Consider the following 16,959-nt stretch of genomic DNA (forward strand, 5'->3'; position numbering starts at 1 on the left):
TTTTTAACTTAGGAACAGCTATGCTTACTTTGCTGGCTGAAGTGGCCAGGCTTTTTCTTTGACCCTGGCGCGAGCAGGGAGTATCTGCCGCGCTTCCAAAAGGGTTTCCATTTTATACCAGTTTACAGATACTCTTCCGAAGATGTCTTCTTCCACAGGGCAGCCCAGTGCCGCGTCATCGATGTAGTAATCAGCCTGTACTTTCGGACTGCCGGTCCACCGGCGCTGTAGCGGGTTTCTGTTTTCACCGTACAGGGTAATGCCCCTGCCATTAAGCCATTTCACGGCATCTCTCAGATATTTTCCCGAGCGCATGGTATTGAGGACAAGTTTCACTCCTTGCTGTTGTAATCTCTGCAACACATGGATACAGTGTGGAATTTCTTCCCCTATCATCGGAAACCGGTGATAGGTGCAGGTACCGTCAAAGTCTATCGCTATAATGATGTTGGAATGCATAAGTCATGAAGGTTTTAAAAAAAGATATGGTAAAATTTTTTATCAACTATAACTAGAGAAAGCGGTAAACCGGAAAAGGCAGATCTGTTCTGAGCATGGTGGGCGCCTTTTTCAGCGTCAGGGCTTTGTACGTGGCTGTATCGGCTACCAGGCGCCACGTTTTGAAATCCAGGAAGTGTTCAGAGAACCCTGCTTTAAAATGGAACAGGGAATCCTGTTGCCCGCCTACGCCGCCGCCGAGGTGCAGGTGCTGCATGCGTTTGGACTGCCCGAAAATACTGGCTTCTTCCACCAGCAGGCGCATGGGGGAATCGTGAATGAAATCTTCATGCGTGGCTGCCAGGTGCAGCTGCATAATGTTGTTGCAACAGGTAGTGAACACGCCGGCGGTGTCCCTTCCTTCAAAAGATGCCAGTAGTATGTTGCTTTGAAACGAGGTGGCCTGTAACAGCTGCCTGAAATAATTTTTATCAAAATGATAATTCGCATTAGCCCCCAGCCGCTGCATATTCTGCAGGTAGATGGCTGCAAATGATGCAATATCTTCTTCGTATATGCCCTGGCGTACCTTGTAGCCTTTATTCCGCAGCTGGTTGATCTTGGAACGGAAAGCCTTGCGGTACTGCTGCCGCTGTTCTGCCACAGGCAGTGTAAGGTCTATGGTCACTGTTTTTCCGTTGTCATACAGGCCGCCGGTCTGGCCGGGCCGAAAGTGCTGGTGAATCAACGGGTGCAGCCGTGTGAACACGCTCACGATCTTCTCTTTTTTCAGAAAATGAAGGAAGGTCTGCAAAAATTGCTGCATCAACGATGATGGTATGTCGCTGAAATCCAGATTGGAAACAGGTCCTGCGTAGCCATACACGGAAGTGCAATCGAAATAATTCGTGTCTTCTATGTTCCGCTTCAGCAGCGGCACTGCCACAAAATGCCCCGCCTGTTCAAATACAAAAATAAATGGATGGCTGTCTCCCGCTGACAATTGATGATAATACCAGGTGTGGTGAAAATCGTAGCTGTGCGCTGCATGAATGAGCTGGTCCCATTGTTCCTGTTCCGAGATGTCAACTGTAAAGTAAGGCATAACAAATGAGGTTTTTGAACATATAGATTTGATGGTTATGTGTTGGCCGGTGAGGCCATAGACGACAGGATATTTGGCGTAACAGGAAAGAAGTTCGTACAGGCTTTGGCATAGGCGCATAGCATCCCTGCAGAGACCAACTGGTATCTTTTTTGTGTAATCCAGCCTGCTATTGATGTAAAAAATCTTTACCTGTTACTATCGCTGAAATCTGCTATTATTTTTTGTATGTGCTGTTTGGGCTTCAGTTTGTATTACACACCTTCTGTAATTTTTTCCGGGTTAAAAATTTTCCATCCGGAATTCAATGACTATGCCATGTGAGTAAGTTATTGTTAACCAGTTCTTTATAAAGGATGTTGGTCTATGCTCCCGTCCAATATTTTGGAGTTACCCAAATGGATATACGAAATATTGGAGATTGTTAACCGGAGTTGTCCCGGCAACTCATTGACCCGATAGTAAATGAAAAGTGAACAGTCAGAACATGACGCTACGTATTTATCAACGTCATACGGACCATTGATAGGGGGGCCTGCTTTGCAGGCTGTGGTACAGCAGGTACGGCAGGTGGCCGCCACCGACGCCACGGTATTGCTAACCGGTGAAACCGGTACGGGCAAGGAAGTGGTAGCGCAGGCCATTCATGAATTATCAGCCCTCCGGGCGCGTCCGATGGTGAAGGTAAACTGCGCTGCGCTGCCGCTGCAACTGATAGAATCCGAATTGTTTGGCCATGAAAAAGGCGCGTTTACCGGCGCACTGCAACGCCGCACCGGTAAGTTCGAACAGGCACACCAAAGCACTATTTTCCTCGATGAAATAGGAGAGCTGCCCCTGGAACAGCAGCCGAAACTGTTACGGGTGCTGCAGGAAAAAGAAGTGGAACGAATTGGTGGCGCAACCGTCAAAACAGACGTGCGGGTCATCGCTGCCACCAATCGTATACTGGAAGCGGAGTGCCAGGCAGGCCGCTTTCGCTACGATTTATATTATCGCCTCCATGTATTTCCCATACATTTGCCGCCGCTGCGCGAGCGGAAAGAAGACATCCCCCTGCTTGCGAAATATTTTGTGGAAAAAGCTGCCCGACATTTCCGCAAGCCTATGGCCGCTATCAACCAGCGCTCCCTGGATGCTATGATGAACTACCACTGGCCTGGCAATATCCGGGAACTGCAACACCTCGTGGAAAGAGCGGTGATCATCGGCAATGCGCCGGTGATCTGTGTGGAACTGCCCCCGCCGGAGAACGCCAGGAACACCGATTCCAGCCCGCCTCTCACCAGTCTGGCAGAAGCGGAAAGACAACTGATTATTCGTGTAATGAAGCACTGCAATGGACGTATCCGCGGAGAAAACGGCGCTGCGGCCATTCTACAGATAAAGCCCACTACCCTGGAAGCAAGAATGAAAAAACTGGGCATCACCAGAGAACATGTCCACAACAACTAACACCAAAGCTCTTTTCTCCCAAAATAATAACCTGCTACAGCTGTATATTTACCGGGTAAATATACCCGTTGCCGTATGATTGCTATTGACTGGATTCGAAAAGATCACCTGCCGGCGCTGTTGTCAGCACTGTCCCATATCTGTCACCATGCTTTTAATGATGCCGATACAGCTGCAGTGTCTTATGGGTTAACCGATACTTCCCTCGAAAATGATTGCTGGTTTGACTATTCCCTGGCGGGGGAGCAAACGATTGCACTACAATTTTGTACAGATGATGATGACTCCGACATCATTTGCTGCCGTATTCATTGTGCGGATGACCATCGGCAGGCGATAGAGATGATGCAGTTTTTCCTGGAGAATTTTGCGTTACAGTACCTGCATTGACCATTAAAGTGATGAGCACTGCAGCTGCTGTGCGGCCCAGTCCTTTTTGCTCCAGGTCTGCAGCTCGAAAATAACAGTGAGCAATCCTTTCCCTTTGCAGGTAATGCTGTATTCGGTTTGTACGGGCGTAGTGGTGGTGATGCATGTTTTGTTGACAAGTCCCTGCGCTACCAGTTCCCCGAGCCTTTTGCCCAGCACCTGGTCGGATAAAGACGGGTGTGCCTTTTTCAGCTGACTGAAATGTTGCAGGCCGGTGAATATACTGTGCAGTATCTGTACTTTCCAGCGCTGGCTGATGTTCAGCAGGGTTTCATTTACGTCGCAGTACGATGCCAGTGCTTTCAGATTATGGGCGTTCGTGGAACTACCCTTTACTTTCGATGCCATACGTCACGTTTTGCTTACTCACTTCCGGGTGAGTTATTGTTGATGATGATAGGTCTGTCTAAAATTGCAGAAAATTATATTTCATGCAGTCAAAGTTAGTCAAATTAATCATTGTATTCCTGTTGGTACAGGTGTCCCTGATGGCACAGTCCCACAAAGTGTATGTACTGGTGCACGGCGCCTGGCATGGCGGTTGGTGCTGGCAAAGGGTAAGTGAAAAGCTGAGGACGGACGGTAATATCGTCTATACGCCCACACTCAGCGGTCTGGGTGAACATAACAATCAACCGCATGACAGCATTGATCTCAATACTCACATCACGGACATTGTGAACCTGCTCAACATGGAGGACCTTCATGAGGTGGTGCTGGTAGGCCACAGCTACGCCGGCGTGGTGATTACAGGGGTGGCGGACCGTATCCCGGAAAGAATCAGTAAACTGGTTTACCTCGACGCGGTGCTGGCAGAGAACGGGGAGAGCTGCATATCAGTACATCCGGAACAGGTCCGGAAAGAGTTTGAGAAAGATGCTTCGCAACATGGCATGCGTAGCTTGTCAGTACGGCCTTCCAGCCTGTTTGGCGTAAGCGACCATAAAGACCGGCAGTGGGTGGACAGCCGTCTTACTTTACAGCCTTACCACACTTTTGCCCAACCACTGATGTTACAGCATCCATACGGGAATGGCCTGCCATTGATCTACATCGCCTGTACCCAGCCACAGCTGCCAGTGCTGCGCCAGTTTGCAGACAAGGCCCGGCAATCTCCCCAATGGAAATATTACGAAATGAAAACAGGCCATGACGCCATGATCACCCGGCCGAAAGAGCTGGCCAACCTGCTGGTGTCGTTAAGCCGTTAGGGATTTTGGCGGAAGACGTAATGCGCTTATATTTGATACACTGTTTTTAACCAATACATTGTACTTATTATGAAGAAATTTTTTGGCGCATGCCTGTTGACCGCCGCCCTTTTTACAGGATATGCCTCCTATGCGCAACAGCCGGCAGCCAATACACTCCGCGAAGGAAAGCATGATCTTACCCTTCAATGGATCAGCTGGGACCGCCCCGGAAAGGTCATAATTAAAAAACAAAAAGACGGCACCTATACGGTAAAGGGAGAACAACGTGATGCCAAAAGCGGTGATTTTGTGACCATCGACGGAACGCTTACCGTAGACTCGCCAAAGGAACTGACCTTTAATGGCATTATCCGCACGCAGTACAGCAATGTCAACGGTGGCAAGGTGTGCGAAAAAAACGGTACCTACCACTTCGTGTCCAAAGGCGCCAGAAAATACTGGAGGCTCCAGGAAATGGACAACTGTGAAGGCAATAACGTGGTAGATTATGTAGACATCTACTTTAAATAATCTCCCTTAAAAAAAAATGCGTAACCGTTCGGTTTTATATTTATATTTGTAACCGAACGGTTATGCATTTTTTTATTGATTAAAACCACGCTCATGGCAACAACATCTCAACCAGCAGTCGCACAGACCGGCATGCTGATCAGAAAACCGGCCGCTGAAGTGTTTAACGCGTTTATTGATCCGGCTGTCACCACTCACTTTTGGTTCACCAGGAGCACGGGCAAACTGGAGAAAGGCAAAGAAGTGATCTGGTCCTGGGAAATGTACAATGTGGCCTCCGCAGTGCAGACGGTGGACATCGTGCCCAACAGCAGGATAGAGGTCCGCTGGTTTGACGGCTTCGACATGAAAGCCGGAGACCCCGGCACCCGCGAGAACGCCACCCGCGTGGTATGGACGTTTACGCCACATGGAGACAACGCCACTTTTGTAGAGGTAGTGAACGATGGATTCTCCGGTGACGCGGCCACTGTATGCCAGAAAGCACTTGACTCCAACGGTGGCTTCTGTTGGGTGTTGGCCGGATTGAAGGCTTACCTCGAACATCAGCTGGAGCTGAACCTCGTGGGGGACCGTTTCCCGACGGGTAAATAATTTATCAGGGCATCGGTTTGCCCCAGGCGGTCAGCACCAGGTTGCGGGGCCCGCCATAGTCCCTGTGTTCGCACAGGTAAATGCCCTGCCATGTGCCCAGCGCCAGCCTGCCGTTGTGGATGGGGACCATCACAGAACAACCCAGCAGCGAAGATTTCAGGTGTGCGGGCATATCGTCCGGCCCTTCGTCATTATGTTCATAGTCCGGATCATTCTCCGGAACAGCTTTATTAAAATACGTTTCAAAATCTATACGCACAGTAGGGTCTGCATTTTCGTTGATCGTCAGCCCGGCAGACGTGTGCTGGATAAATACCTGCAACATACCGGACTGCAACGTGCCTATCTGCGGAAAGGCCTGCAACACTTCGTGCGTGATCAGGTGAAACCCCCTGGGACGGGCTTTTAAACGCAATGCCTGCTGAAAAATTTCCATGCTGCTGTATTTTCTGCAAAAGTAAGATTTCTGTACTGCATAAAATTCTGCTTGTAAATCACTGCATTGCACTGTATCTTACCGGGATTGATGAAAAACTAAACCGGAAATTTACTCATGGCGGAAAACGTACAACCTTTACGGGTACTCGTAGTGGGCTGTGGCAATATGGGCACGTCTCATGCGGTGGCCTACCATACCCTGGAAGGATTTGATATCTGTGGTATTGTATCTACAGGCTCCAGCAAGCAGGTATTAAATGATAAACTGGGCGGCGGTTATACGCTGTACAGCAACTACGAGGAAGCGCTGGCGGCCACGCGGCCGGATGCTGTCTGCATCTCCACCTATCCTGATACGCATGAAAGTTATGCGATCAAGGCGCTGGAAAGTGGCTGTCATGTATTTATAGAAAAACCACTGGCAGATTCCGTGGCCGGCGCTGAACGGGTGGCCGCAGCTGCACAGAAGGCAGGCAAAAAGCTGGTGGTGGGTTATATCCTGCGGCATCATCCTTCGTGGGAACGTTTCGTGGAAATAGCACACCAGCTGGGCAAACCGCTGGTGATGCGCATGAACCTCAATCAGCAGAGCTCCGGCAGCAAATGGGGCGTACACCGCAACCTGCTGCAAAGCCTGAGCCCTATTGTAGATTGTGGCGTTCACTATATCGATGTGATGTGCCAGATGACCCGTTCCAAACCGGTACAGGTGAGCGCTATCGGCGCACGGCTGTCCAATGACATCCCGGCAGACAACTACAACTACGGCCAGTTGCAGATCCGCTTTGAAGACGGTTCTGTAGGGTGGTACGAGGCAGGATGGGGACCAATGATCAGCGAAACGGCTTTCTTTGTGAAAGACGTGATCGGCCCGCAGGGCTGCGTGTCTATCGTTGCCAAAGAATCCGGCAGCACCGGCAACTCAGATAACATCGAGGCACATACGAAAACAGAGTCCCTGCGGCTGCACCATGCTGTGCTGAATGAAAAAGGGGAGTTTGCAAAAGAAGATACCTGGATTAACATGCAGGATGAGCCGGACCACCAGGAGCTGTGTAACAGGGAACAGCGTTATTTCCTGAAGGCTGTCCGTGAAAATATTGATCTGACGGACCATGTGCAGGACGCGGTGAACAGTCTGCGTATCGCCTTCGCCTGCGATGAATCCGTTCGTACCGGAAAAATTGTAACGTTATAAACCAATACGGGCCCGCCTTCGGGCGGGCTTTTCTTTACAGCCATAACCAGCCGCACACACCGGCCACCAAAGCGGCAAACAGCGTGTTGGCAAAATTCACGGCATCATTGCCGATGTAGTGCTTACGCTCCAGCGCAGCTCCCAATACAGAATCCACCAGGTTGCCTAATATGCCGGCTACTACGATAAAGGCTATACGCTGGTCGAACCCTTCCGCCAACGCATATACGACGGCAATAACCGCAGCGCCTGCAGCCCCCAGCAGCGTGCCTTCCAGGCTCACAACGCCATCCAGCCCTTTGGGCTCTTTTCTGAAAGTAAGAATATTAAAAAAACGGCGGCCATAAACGGTGCCCAGTTCAGACGATAAAGTATCAGCGGTGGCAGATGCCAGGCTGCCTGCCAGCATCAGCTCATACAACCCCTCATGCTCCGGGTCTGTAAGCATCATCAGGGCCATCAGGGCGGCGGCGCCACCATTGGCAAATACCTGCCCGGCCTTCCGCTTTTCAGGATGTGCGCCGTCAGCAGTAATAGCTGCTTTGATATTTTTTTTATGCGAGGTGGCCAGTGTGCCCAATACAAAGAATGTTCCCAGCTGCGCAATACCGGAATATCCCGCCCCGGCGAAGACCACCAGTCCGGTAAGGCCCGCCGCCATTGCTGCCGGGACAGACAGCTTGCCGGTCCGGACACAGACCACTATAAAGCTTGCCAGTAAGAAAATAAAGAGGCCGTAATACTGAAACATCGTATTCATAAATCGAGGTCAGCAAAACTAATTAATTACTTTTGCTGTCTGAAAATTTTATATGAAAACATTGTTGAATCTCGAAGAAATTGCCATGTTCCTGGCCGCCGTGGTACTCTTTAATGTACAGTCTCCCTATGCCTGGTGGCTCTTCCCGCTATGCCTGCTGCTGCCTGATCTCAGCATGCTGGGTTATGCCGCAGGAAACAAAGTGGGCGCCTGGGTGTACAACTTTGTTCACCACAAAGGCATCGCCATACTGGTATATTTAGCCGGCCATGCGCTGGCACTGGACTGGCTCGCCTTCACCGGTATCATCCTGTTTGCCCACTCCTGTATGGACAGGGTTTTCGGTTATGGCCTGAAATATCTCACCGCTTTCAAAGACACCCATCTGGGTGAAATAGGCCCGAAGGCAAAACGAACTGCATAAAAAAGGCGGTGTGGAAACACACCGCCTTTTTTATGAAATTGATTGTAAGGTTTAGAATTTAAACGCCACACTGGCAGAGAAGCGACGGGGCATCATTCTTTCCACGGTAGTCCATCCGCTGTAATATGCCTTGTCAGTAAGGTTGTCAAGTTTCAACGCAATGCGGTAAGCATTTACCTGATAGAAAACACCTGCATTCAGCACTACATAGGAAGGCAGCGTGAACACACCGGTGGCTTTGGAATTGGTGATCATGTTTTCGCTGCCGTAGTTGCCACCGAAGCCGAGGCCAAGGCCATGCAATTTACCGCTGGTAGCGGTGTAGCTCACCCACCAGTTGGCCACATGCTCAGGGCCTGCGCTGGTTGGACGGCGGTCTAACACGCTCGAATCTGATTTCACCATTTTACTGTCATTGTAACCATATCCGGCCACAATGTTTAATCCGGGCAACGGGTTGGCGATCAGGTCCAGTTCCACGCCTTTGCTGCGCTGGGAGCCATCCTGGATCGTCACATTGTAAAGGTTGCCGTTTTTTTCCACGTCAATGCTGCGCGTCATGTTGGTAACGAGAATATTATAGTAGCTGGCGCTCATGCTCAGTTTGTTGTTGAGCACATTCAGTTTCACCCCGCCTTCAAACTGGTTGGCCTGTTGCGGTTTCAGTACGCCGCTGTATTCGGGCAGCGACTGTGTCACTGGTGCTGAATTTTTAAAGCCGTTCATATAGTTGGCAAACAGGCTCACTTTATCTTTTACCACCTGGTATATCAAACCAAATTTCGGGGAGACGGAGGTCTGACTGAAATCATCGTTGCCTTTCTCGCCGGTCACGTAGTCTTTGGTGGGTTTGGTGACGAAATGGTCTACGCGTAAGCTGGCCATGGCTATCAGCTGATCAGTGATATTCAGCACGTCTGATACGTAGGCGCTGTAAGTATAGTCGGTGGTGGCATTTTTCACCTGACCGTCTTTTACCTGTGCCAGACGGGCGTCTACAGCGGCTTTGTTCAGCTGGGAGTAACGTGGGTCTTTCGGGTTCACGGCATTTACCAGGTCAAAGAGCAGGTAAGGTGAATTGTTGTTTTCGGTGTACTGGCTCAGGAAATCCAGTCCCGCTACGAGCCGGTTGCGCAGGCCGCCGATTTTAAAGTCACCGATGAAATTCTGTTGAACGTCGGTAGCAGTGGTGGTGGAGTTTTGATTTGTTACGTAGCGGCTCAGCAGCGTATCGTTGGGTTTCTGTACGGAAGCATCGCCCTGATCGAGGAACATCACGTAAGAGTAGTAGCCGTTGCTGCGGCGGGTGCTCCTGGAGATGGTGGTCTGCGAAGTCCATTTATCGGACAGTTGATAGTTGGCCTGACCGAAAAGGTTCACGGACGGCGTTTTCATGGTGATATCATTGCTGGTGAAAGACCGGTTGAAGTCGATGCCCAGCTGGTCCGGCGTTCTGGCAATCAGCTGGCGGCGACGGTTCAGGAACACCATGGTGGGATTGGTGCTTTCGCCGCTGTAGAATTCCGTGTTGATGAGGAAAGACAGGCGGTCGTTCACGCGGTAGGAGAGGCTGGGGGCCAGGAACCAGGAGCGTTTGAAGCCTGCGTCCTGGTAGCTGCCTTCGGAATGATAGGCCGCATTGGTGCGCAGGACAGCGGATTTGTCTTTGTTCAGCGGCGTATTGATATCGGCCGTTACGCGGTTAAGGCCATAGGTACCGCCGGTGTAGCTGATTTCGCCGCCGAATGCGTCGTACGGTTTTTTAGTGACGATGTTGATCAGACCGCCGAAGGAAATGAGGCTGCTGCCAAACAGGGTGCCGGACGGGCCTTTGATGGTCTCGATCCGTTCTATGTCTGCCGGATCGGGGCTACCGTTGGAGATGCCGGCGATACCGTTGACCATGGTAGGCTGCACGGCAAAGCCACGCATGGTGAAGTAACCTGCACCATCGCCGCCACGGCCGGTAGAGGACCACAGCCGGGTTACGCCGGGCGCATTTCTCAGCGCGTCGTCGAAGTTGCTGACAACCTGTTCTTTCAGCAGTTCCTTGCCTACTACGTTATATACCTGCGGATTTTCCAGGTTTTTGATGGGCAGGCGCGCGATATAATCACTTTCCTTGTTGGCCAGTTTGTTCTGTCCGCCTGTCACCGTTACTTCCGACAGCTGTGTTTTAGATACCTGCAGCTTCAAATGCACGGTGGCCGTCTGGTTAGCCGTTACCGTTACTGTCTCTGCCATCGGTTCGTAGCCCAGCAGGGACACCTGTAATATATATTTTCCCGGATCGAGGCGACGGAAAGCGAAGTCGCCCTTACCGTCGGTAACAGTGCCCCGGCTGTGTTGTTCTATGCGTACGCTCACGAAAGCTGCTGCTTCTCCTTCACTGGTGACAATATTCCCTTTAATGCCACCGGTGCCGCTCTGCGCGCTTACACCGGCTGTTATGCTAACAAGCATTATCAATAATGCTGATAATTTTTTGACCATTGCTGTGCTATAATATTGATCTAAAGATGCTAAATGACAATCCCGGGCGCAAAATTCTATCAGCAAAAAGAAGTTGCACCATCAAATCGGGAAAAAAGTTTACGCATTCGGGAATTATACATTGACGGTTCAACCCAGTTATCTGACAACTCGGCAAAAAATGGGCGGCCAGGCTGAGGGGACAATGCATTTTTGTACCGTCCATAAACAACACATCATGAAATTTGAAAAAGTGCATAACAAAGGGCAGGCGAGGCTTTTTAAAAGCCGTTACCTGGAAATGCTGACCAAAACACACCCTGTGGTGATTTTTGGTATGTACCTGCCCGTTATCGGGTATATGCTCTATTACAGCCATGCCAACGTGGGATATTCACTGCTCCGTATTTTATTGACCTACTTCGGCGCCATGTTCTACTGGACATTGTTTGAATATGTGGCGCACCGGTTTATTTTCCACTGGGTCAGCGACCAGCCGTCCGTCCGTCGCGTGGTGTATACCTTGCATGGCAACCATCATGAATATCCGCGCGACCGGCAGCGGCTGTTTATGCCGCCGGTGCCCAGCGTCATCATCTCTTCTGTTCTGTTTTGTATCTTCTATCTCCTCATGAAAAATAATGCGTTCGTCTTCTTCCCGGGATTTGTGTCCGGGTACCTGTTGTACGGCAGCATGCACTACGCTATCCATGCCTGGGCGCCGCCATTTAAATGGCTTAAACCGCTCTGGCGCAACCACCACCTGCATCACTATAAAAATGACGATCTGGGTTTTGGTGTCAGTTCTACTTTATGGGACCGGGTATTCCGGACCATGTTCACGCTCTGTCTGATGTTGAGTCTGTCGGCTGCCGGTTACGCCCACCAGCAGGCCGAAGGGGAGTACCGGCTGGTGAAAAGGGATAAGTCCATTTCGCTGTACGAAAGATGGATTACCGCAGGTAATGAAGAAAGTGTGCGGGAAATCAAGGCAGTATTTACCGTCAGGTCCGATGTTCCCGCAGTGGCGCGGCTGCTGACAGACCAGCAACAGGGCGTGGTATGGAATGCCCGTGCTAAAAGTTACCAGGTGCTGCCGGTAGACGACGGCCGGTGGATCACCTATCTGAAATACAACATTCCCTGGCCTTTCGGTGACCAGGACTGTTGCCTGCTGTTCCGCCTGAACATGCGTAACGAACATTCCGGGGAGATCAGCTTCGAAAGCACGCAGAACAACCGGTTCCCCGTTTCCGGTGATGTGACCCGCATCACCGGCACCCGAGGCAAATGGCTGATGGAGGAATTGGGCAACAACCATATGCAGATAACCTACACCATCACTACCAATCGCAGCGCCCGGATACCAAGATGGGTGTCCGATCCCATTGTACGGAACAACATGTTTGAAACCATGTCCACCTTCAGGAGCATCCTGGAGAAGCGTTGATCAACTTGTGCGGTATTTGATTATTTTTGGAGAAACCTCTGGTGAATGATCTACAGGGAGTTTGCACCTCATCCGCAACTGGCGCCATATATTGAATGTTACTGGAAAGCTGATGCCGACAGGCCCCCTTTCCGGGACGAGGAATCGCTGATCCCCGATGGCACCATCGAGCTGATGTTTAATTTTGGTGACCACTATGCCAGCATCAAAGACGGCTCCCGTCAGCCGGTAAAAGGCTCCCACATTATCGGTATCCGTCAGCATGCGCTGCGGATCTCTCAAACAGCCCATCAGCATGTGTTTTCCGTGCGCTTCCGGCTGGGAGGCACTTACCCGCTGTTCCGCATCCCGGCCCACCTGCTGGCCAACGATTTCTGGTGCCTCCCCGATGTGCTGGGAAAAGATTATTCGTTGCTGGAAGAACAGCTGTTTGAGGCTGCCACCGATGAACAACGCGTACAGCTCACCGATCAGTTTCTGTTGAGCCGCTTACAATTTGATAATATCCCCCATCGTTTTCTGCAACAATGCACCACATGGATGCTGCAACAGGAGAGTGTTTCCGTGGCCGATGCCTGCCGGGTATTCGGTGTTTCCTACAAAGCGATGGAGCGCCGGTTTAACCAGGTGGCAGGCCTTACCCCAACAGACATGCTAAAGATACGGCGGTTCAACAAGGCCATACTGGCCATGTACAGCTGTCGCCACGAATCCCTCACCGCGGTAGCACACAGTTGTGGCTTCTACGACCAGTCTCATTTTATCCGCGAATTCAAACAGCTCTCCGGCACCACCCCGCGTCATTTCCTCAAGGAACAATATACCATTGTACAGGTAATACAACCGGCCCTCGCAGCACGGCTGTCTAAATCGTACAATTTATAACCGCCCGCATTTATCATCTTCGTAAAAAATATATGTCATGGAAGGAAAAAAATATGAACTGATTCCCTACCTCACTTTCGGAGGCAATTGTGAAGAAGCAATGAACTTTTATGCCAAAGCACTGGGCGCCACTTTTAAAGTATGGACCCGCTACGACAACCCCAACATGAAGGCGCCGGAAGCCTATCGTGACAAGGTGCTTCACAGCAGGCTGCATTTTAATGACCTGGCTATTTATGCCAGCGATACTTTTCCCGGTAAAGAAACGAAAGGCAACAGCGGAGATGTGTCTTTGTCGCTCACTTTCCCCGATGAACAAACCGCACAAAAAGCTTTTGACGCACTGGCCGCAGGCGGCGAAGTGGGCGTGCCTTTCGGAAAACAGTTCTGGGGCGACTGGCATGGTAATCTTACGGACAAATACGGCATTAAATGGATGGTGAATTGCTGATTCGCAAATCGTAGCCCAGGGCTTCAGCCCTGGGCTACGATTTGTTCTTTCTCTTTTATAGATAACCTCCAATTGATGAGACAGGGTCAATGTTGGCAATAGGAGATTATCTGGTATCATCCAGGTTATCGATGCTAAGTTTCCGAAATTGATGGGTTAAAGCCAATTCATTGAGAAGTTCCGCTCTGAAACAGCCTGAAGAACAGAACGTAACCCAGGGCTTCAGCCCCGGGACTTGGCCCCGGGACTGAGCCCCCGGGCTCCTCAGAAAATCTGCCCTAAAGCAATCAGATTACCGCATTCATCCTCGAAAACGGCTTCTATGCCCCAGTCGGCTTTGGTAGGTGGTTTCCGGAACACCACGCCTTTGGCTGTCAGCTGTTCGTATTCGGCTGCAATATCAGCTGTGCCCAGCATGATAGCAGGTATTCCTGCTGCGTATAGCCCTTCCATATAGGCTTTGGCCACCGGATGCTGGGACGGTTCCAGCAGCAGGGTGGTGCCTTCGGGATCTTCAGGAGAGACCACTACGGCCAGGAATGCTTCGGGCATATAAACTTTCTCTTTAAAGCCCAGTTTCTCTGTGTAAAAGCGAAATGCTTCCAGGGGGTCGTTGACGTGGACCCCTGCCATGGCTATTTTCATATGGATATGTTTTTAGTGGTGAGTGATCATGGTGGAGGTGTCTTTCCCGTGTTTACGCTTTAATATCAAGGCGCTGATGAGCGCTATCACGATGCCGACAGGCAGTACTTCCGAATAGGTGATCAGTATAACAAACAGCGGGTTTTTATAGAGCTGCTTAAAATTTTCCGCTTCGGCCGTCTTTTTAGACAGTGTTGCAGCGTCGGCGCCTGCTTCTCTGGCTTCTTTCAGCAGGTGGGCGTTGTATTTGTCCATAAAATCCGGAACAAACAGGTAATAGTCAAACAGCCACACCACTACATATATGGTAGAGGCGATGAGGGCAATCAACAGGCCTACTTTAAATGCCTTGCCGAAGTTGATGGCGCCGTTGTTGTATTTGTCGCGATAGTTTTTGACGCCCACAAAAATGAAAGAGAAAGCGACGAGCATCCCGGCGTAGCCGAGCACCATATTCCCCTTATAGTTGGGGTCGCCGTAACACATTAAAACGGAAAACACCATCATCAGGCTAACGATGGCGCCGGAGATCAATCCGAAAACGAGCACATTTTTTTTCATCTGGTCAGGATTTGGTAGTGAGTACAAAAATGCTGGTCCTGCATCTTTTTCCGTTCATACTTTAGGGTGATTTTACCTTTCTTACCTTTTTTCCTGCTTTCGGGTGATGATGATTATGGTATGATATTCAGTCGCTTAGCTTTATCTATGGCTTGTGTTCTTCTTTTTACGTCCAGTTTTTCGAATAAACGTGATGCATGGGTTTTGACCGTGTTCAGTGACAGGAACAGGCGGCCGGCGATCTCCTGGTTGCTGAGGCCATCGGCCATCAGCTGTAGTACTTCCAGTTCGCGGTTGCTCAGGCCGGGGTGGTCCGGCGCAGGGGTATTTAAAGAGAAGGCGGCTGCCGGAGTAACAGGCACCGGTTTTTCGATGATCACAGTCTCCACTTTCGGTCTGGTGAGTTTTAAGGCCAGCCATATCCCCAGTGCTGTAAAAATGAGGGCCACCATGCCGACATATACCTCCATGGCATGATGAATGATCAGGAAACGCAGCTCCAGCCATTTCAGGAGAAAGAGCAGCAGGGCCAGCGAAAGGCCGTAAAGGATATTATGTTTGTTTCTGGTGATGGCGTGCCACTTCATGCGCAATGGTTTGCTGTTGGCATAAAGTTACATATTTGATGCAAAAGCAGTAGTCTGCGCCCATCCTTTTGCTGCCAGACATGCGTTATAGAGAGGTCTGTATTCAGTAAAACTTTTCCGGATGGTCTGTTGTATTAAATTATTATTCGCCGGACATCCCGGAGTAACATTTAAGTATTCTTGTGCGTTACACTGCTTTTGACGGCCTCTGACAAGAAACCGGCATGATTATTAATCTATTATTTATCATAAAATGACAGCAATTGTTCATTTTAACGCATGAATGTTCAATTACATACAAGATAAAATAAATTACATTTGACACCAGAAAAATTCAATTTTCCCATGAACAGACGTACTGTTATTGCATTGCCATTGGTTTGCCTGACACTTCACAGTTCCCTCGCAAGCCGGGCTGCAAATGTTTACCCCGCAACTGAAACTGTTGTTACTGCCATGGCAGACCAAAACAAAGCTGCCAAAGTGATCAACTACGGTCAGGGTATAGACCTGATCGTAAAAGCCCTGGGCCTCAATATTGACAATATCCGGTTTATCAAAGAGCCGAAGGCTACCGATTACTGCGAATATGCCGATAACAAGGCTCCCTACGCTTCATCCGTGATCATTGCGGCCAACAACGGCATTACGCTGGACCGCAAACAGCGTTTCAATACGCCTATGACACGTGAGCAGTTCGCGCTGGCACTGGAAGAAGCCATTGAACACACCGGTCCTTATCCGATGAACATGATGTGGATCAACATCGGAGATGCCGCAGCTTTCGTCAACAAAGACAAAGCGAATAATGCCGTACAGGCGCTGATTAAATTTGGTGTGGTATCGCTGGAGAAAAACAATTTCCGCCCGAGAGCGAATGTTACACCTGCTGAAGCCAATGCTATGGTGGCAAAGGCGGCCAAATTTGTAAAAGAACACAAACAACGCGTGGAAGAACATCAACAACAGAGCGAAGTAACGGTAACGTCTACACCGGTAAATGCGCAGGTGAACAGCGTGGTCCTGTCAAGAGGCAGCCAGCCCAATTCCGGCTACCAGATCGCCATTACGGGTATTGACTTTGCAGAAGGCACTGCCACCGTACGTTACAGGCTTACCAACCCCGAGCCCGGCAAAATGTACATGCAGATGATTACTGAGCCCAAAGCGGAAACTTTCGTGGGCAGCGCTTATAAGGTAGTTATACAACAGGATAAATAACTGATATCGTGGGACTGGACCTGTACCATTTAAAGCCTTGCGCGACACCCGTTGATCCGACGCTTTTTTTTCGATGGAGAAGTTGGCAGCAGCGCCGGCAGCATTCATCGAAAAGCATCGGC

General features: G+C 50.1%; 20 protein-coding genes. 11 read left to right on the forward strand and 9 right to left on the reverse strand.

Features of this window, described 5'->3' with window-relative positions:
- Positions 1–24 precede the first annotated feature (24 nt).
- Together HGH92_RS23220 and HGH92_RS23225 are read right to left on the reverse strand one after the other, a co-directional pair.
- Entirely contained in the window at positions 25–459 is a 435-nt protein-coding gene (locus HGH92_RS23220) for a hypothetical protein (protein ID WP_211092698.1), read from the reverse strand.
- Positions 460–511: 52 nt separating this feature from the next.
- Positions 512–1,543: a GNAT family N-acetyltransferase gene (locus tag HGH92_RS23225; RefSeq protein WP_168873120.1), complete on the reverse strand. Its 1,032-nt coding sequence runs from the start codon at positions 1,541–1,543 to the stop codon at positions 512–514.
- 465 nt (positions 1,544–2,008) lie between these two features.
- Here HGH92_RS23225 and HGH92_RS23230 point away from each other — a divergent pair, with 465 nt between their 5' ends.
- Complete coding sequence (locus HGH92_RS23230; protein ID WP_168873121.1) at positions 2,009–2,998, forward strand: sigma-54 interaction domain-containing protein; 990 nt, start codon at positions 2,009–2,011, stop codon at positions 2,996–2,998.
- A gap of 75 nt (positions 2,999–3,073) precedes the next feature.
- Positions 3,074–3,388, forward strand: coding sequence for a hypothetical protein (locus HGH92_RS23235; RefSeq protein WP_168873122.1), 315 nt, complete (start codon positions 3,074–3,076; stop codon positions 3,386–3,388).
- 3 nt (positions 3,389–3,391) lie between these two features.
- On the opposite strand, the gene HGH92_RS23240 is transcribed toward HGH92_RS23235, so the two are convergent.
- Positions 3,392–3,775, reverse strand: coding sequence for a winged helix-turn-helix transcriptional regulator (locus HGH92_RS23240; protein WP_168873123.1), 384 nt, complete (start codon positions 3,773–3,775; stop codon positions 3,392–3,394).
- A gap of 83 nt (positions 3,776–3,858) precedes the next feature.
- Between HGH92_RS23240 and HGH92_RS23245 the strand changes: the two genes are divergently transcribed.
- The 3 genes from HGH92_RS23245 to HGH92_RS23255 all read left to right on the forward strand — a co-directional run bounded on the left by HGH92_RS23245 (position 3,859) and on the right by HGH92_RS23255 (position 5,745).
- Positions 3,859–4,638 (forward strand): alpha/beta fold hydrolase, encoded by a 780-nt coding sequence (locus tag HGH92_RS23245; RefSeq protein ID WP_168873124.1) that lies wholly within the window; start codon positions 3,859–3,861, stop codon positions 4,636–4,638.
- 69 nt (positions 4,639–4,707) lie between these two features.
- On the forward strand, positions 4,708–5,151 hold the full coding sequence (locus tag HGH92_RS23250; RefSeq protein WP_168873125.1) for a hypothetical protein: 444 nt from the start codon (positions 4,708–4,710) through the stop codon (positions 5,149–5,151).
- A 93-nt stretch (positions 5,152–5,244) separates the two neighbouring features.
- Positions 5,245–5,745: an SRPBCC family protein gene (locus HGH92_RS23255; protein WP_168873126.1), complete on the forward strand. Its 501-nt coding sequence runs from the start codon at positions 5,245–5,247 to the stop codon at positions 5,743–5,745.
- Positions 5,746–5,749: 4 nt separating this feature from the next.
- Here the strand turns inward: HGH92_RS23255 and HGH92_RS23260 are convergent, their stop codons facing one another.
- The gene (locus HGH92_RS23260; protein WP_410493982.1) at positions 5,750–6,175 is read right to left on the reverse strand and encodes a secondary thiamine-phosphate synthase enzyme YjbQ; all 426 of its coding nucleotides are present in this window, start codon (positions 6,173–6,175) and stop codon (positions 5,750–5,752) included.
- Positions 6,176–6,298: 123 nt separating this feature from the next.
- On the opposite strand from HGH92_RS23260, the gene HGH92_RS23265 reads away from it, so the two are divergent.
- Positions 6,299–7,381 (forward strand): Gfo/Idh/MocA family protein, encoded by a 1,083-nt coding sequence (locus HGH92_RS23265; protein WP_168873128.1) that lies wholly within the window; start codon positions 6,299–6,301, stop codon positions 7,379–7,381.
- A 34-nt stretch (positions 7,382–7,415) separates the two neighbouring features.
- Here the strand turns inward: HGH92_RS23265 and HGH92_RS23270 are convergent, their stop codons facing one another.
- Positions 7,416–8,141, reverse strand: a complete 726-nt coding sequence (locus tag HGH92_RS23270; protein ID WP_247655000.1) for a DUF92 domain-containing protein — start codon at positions 8,139–8,141, stop codon at positions 7,416–7,418.
- A gap of 52 nt (positions 8,142–8,193) precedes the next feature.
- On the opposite strand from HGH92_RS23270, the gene HGH92_RS23275 reads away from it, so the two are divergent.
- The gene (locus tag HGH92_RS23275) at positions 8,194–8,565 is read left to right on the forward strand and encodes a DUF4260 domain-containing protein (protein WP_168873129.1); all 372 of its coding nucleotides are present in this window, start codon (positions 8,194–8,196) and stop codon (positions 8,563–8,565) included.
- Positions 8,566–8,616: 51 nt separating this feature from the next.
- On the opposite strand, the gene HGH92_RS23280 is transcribed toward HGH92_RS23275, so the two are convergent.
- A complete protein-coding gene (locus HGH92_RS23280; protein WP_247655001.1) occupies positions 8,617–11,028 on the reverse strand; it encodes a TonB-dependent receptor in 2,412 nt (803 codons plus the stop codon).
- Positions 11,029–11,275: 247 nt separating this feature from the next.
- Between HGH92_RS23280 and HGH92_RS23285 the strand changes: the two genes are divergently transcribed.
- Genes HGH92_RS23285 through HGH92_RS23295 form a run of 3 tightly spaced genes read left to right on the forward strand, consistent with a single transcriptional unit; the run spans position 11,276 to position 13,823 of the window.
- On the forward strand, positions 11,276–12,487 hold the full coding sequence (locus HGH92_RS23285; protein ID WP_168873131.1) for an START domain-containing protein: 1,212 nt from the start codon (positions 11,276–11,278) through the stop codon (positions 12,485–12,487).
- Between the two features lie 45 nt (positions 12,488–12,532).
- Positions 12,533–13,372, forward strand: coding sequence for a helix-turn-helix domain-containing protein (locus HGH92_RS23290; protein WP_168873132.1), 840 nt, complete (start codon positions 12,533–12,535; stop codon positions 13,370–13,372).
- A 37-nt stretch (positions 13,373–13,409) separates the two neighbouring features.
- Complete coding sequence (locus tag HGH92_RS23295; RefSeq protein ID WP_168873133.1) at positions 13,410–13,823, forward strand: VOC family protein; 414 nt, start codon at positions 13,410–13,412, stop codon at positions 13,821–13,823.
- A 264-nt stretch (positions 13,824–14,087) separates the two neighbouring features.
- On the opposite strand, the gene HGH92_RS23300 is transcribed toward HGH92_RS23295, so the two are convergent.
- The 3 genes from HGH92_RS23300 to HGH92_RS23310 all read right to left on the reverse strand — a co-directional run bounded on the left by HGH92_RS23300 (position 14,088) and on the right by HGH92_RS23310 (position 15,616).
- Positions 14,088–14,468, reverse strand: a complete 381-nt coding sequence (locus tag HGH92_RS23300; protein WP_168873134.1) for a VOC family protein — start codon at positions 14,466–14,468, stop codon at positions 14,088–14,090.
- A 12-nt stretch (positions 14,469–14,480) separates the two neighbouring features.
- Entirely contained in the window at positions 14,481–15,029 is a 549-nt protein-coding gene (locus HGH92_RS23305) for a DUF4199 domain-containing protein (protein ID WP_168873135.1), read from the reverse strand.
- Between the two features lie 113 nt (positions 15,030–15,142).
- Positions 15,143–15,616, reverse strand: coding sequence for a response regulator transcription factor (locus tag HGH92_RS23310; protein WP_168873136.1), 474 nt, complete (start codon positions 15,614–15,616; stop codon positions 15,143–15,145).
- 345 nt (positions 15,617–15,961) lie between these two features.
- Between HGH92_RS23310 and HGH92_RS23315 the strand changes: the two genes are divergently transcribed.
- A complete protein-coding gene (locus tag HGH92_RS23315; protein ID WP_168873137.1) occupies positions 15,962–16,837 on the forward strand; it encodes a protease complex subunit PrcB family protein in 876 nt (291 codons plus the stop codon).
- Positions 16,838–16,959: the final 122 nt, after the last annotated feature.

This window comes from Chitinophaga varians (assembly GCF_012641275.1).
Lineage (GTDB): Bacteria > Bacteroidota > Bacteroidia > Chitinophagales > Chitinophagaceae > Chitinophaga > Chitinophaga varians_A.

What these genes read in the sequence shown, in the direction of transcription:
- HGH92_RS23220 (WP_211092698.1), bottom strand. Translation starts at nt 459, where the DNA reads ATGCATTCCAACATCATTATAGCGATAGACTTTGACGGTACCTGCACC.
- HGH92_RS23225 (WP_168873120.1), bottom strand. Translation starts at nt 1,543, where the DNA reads ATGCCTTACTTTACAGTTGACATCTCGGAACAGGAACAATGGGACCAG.
- HGH92_RS23230 (WP_168873121.1), top strand. Translation starts at nt 2,009, where the DNA reads ATGAAAAGTGAACAGTCAGAACATGACGCTACGTATTTATCAACGTCA.
- HGH92_RS23235 (WP_168873122.1), top strand. Translation starts at nt 3,074, where the DNA reads ATGATTGCTATTGACTGGATTCGAAAAGATCACCTGCCGGCGCTGTTG.
- HGH92_RS23240 (WP_168873123.1), bottom strand. Translation starts at nt 3,775, where the DNA reads ATGGCATCGAAAGTAAAGGGTAGTTCCACGAACGCCCATAATCTGAAA.
- HGH92_RS23245 (WP_168873124.1), top strand. Translation starts at nt 3,859, where the DNA reads ATGCAGTCAAAGTTAGTCAAATTAATCATTGTATTCCTGTTGGTACAG.
- HGH92_RS23250 (WP_168873125.1), top strand. Translation starts at nt 4,708, where the DNA reads ATGAAGAAATTTTTTGGCGCATGCCTGTTGACCGCCGCCCTTTTTACA.
- HGH92_RS23255 (WP_168873126.1), top strand. Translation starts at nt 5,245, where the DNA reads ATGGCAACAACATCTCAACCAGCAGTCGCACAGACCGGCATGCTGATC.
- HGH92_RS23265 (WP_168873128.1), top strand. Translation starts at nt 6,299, where the DNA reads ATGGCGGAAAACGTACAACCTTTACGGGTACTCGTAGTGGGCTGTGGC.
- HGH92_RS23270 (WP_247655000.1), bottom strand. Translation starts at nt 8,141, where the DNA reads ATGAATACGATGTTTCAGTATTACGGCCTCTTTATTTTCTTACTGGCA.
- HGH92_RS23275 (WP_168873129.1), top strand. Translation starts at nt 8,194, where the DNA reads ATGAAAACATTGTTGAATCTCGAAGAAATTGCCATGTTCCTGGCCGCC.
- HGH92_RS23280 (WP_247655001.1), bottom strand. Translation starts at nt 11,028, where the DNA reads ATGCTTGTTAGCATAACAGCCGGTGTAAGCGCGCAGAGCGGCACCGGT.
- HGH92_RS23285 (WP_168873131.1), top strand. Translation starts at nt 11,276, where the DNA reads ATGAAATTTGAAAAAGTGCATAACAAAGGGCAGGCGAGGCTTTTTAAA.
- HGH92_RS23290 (WP_168873132.1), top strand. Translation starts at nt 12,533, where the DNA reads ATGATCTACAGGGAGTTTGCACCTCATCCGCAACTGGCGCCATATATT.
- HGH92_RS23295 (WP_168873133.1), top strand. Translation starts at nt 13,410, where the DNA reads ATGGAAGGAAAAAAATATGAACTGATTCCCTACCTCACTTTCGGAGGC.
- HGH92_RS23300 (WP_168873134.1), bottom strand. Translation starts at nt 14,468, where the DNA reads ATGAAAATAGCCATGGCAGGGGTCCACGTCAACGACCCCCTGGAAGCA.
- HGH92_RS23305 (WP_168873135.1), bottom strand. Translation starts at nt 15,029, where the DNA reads ATGAAAAAAAATGTGCTCGTTTTCGGATTGATCTCCGGCGCCATCGTT.
- HGH92_RS23310 (WP_168873136.1), bottom strand. Translation starts at nt 15,616, where the DNA reads ATGAAGTGGCACGCCATCACCAGAAACAAACATAATATCCTTTACGGC.
- HGH92_RS23315 (WP_168873137.1), top strand. Translation starts at nt 15,962, where the DNA reads ATGAACAGACGTACTGTTATTGCATTGCCATTGGTTTGCCTGACACTT.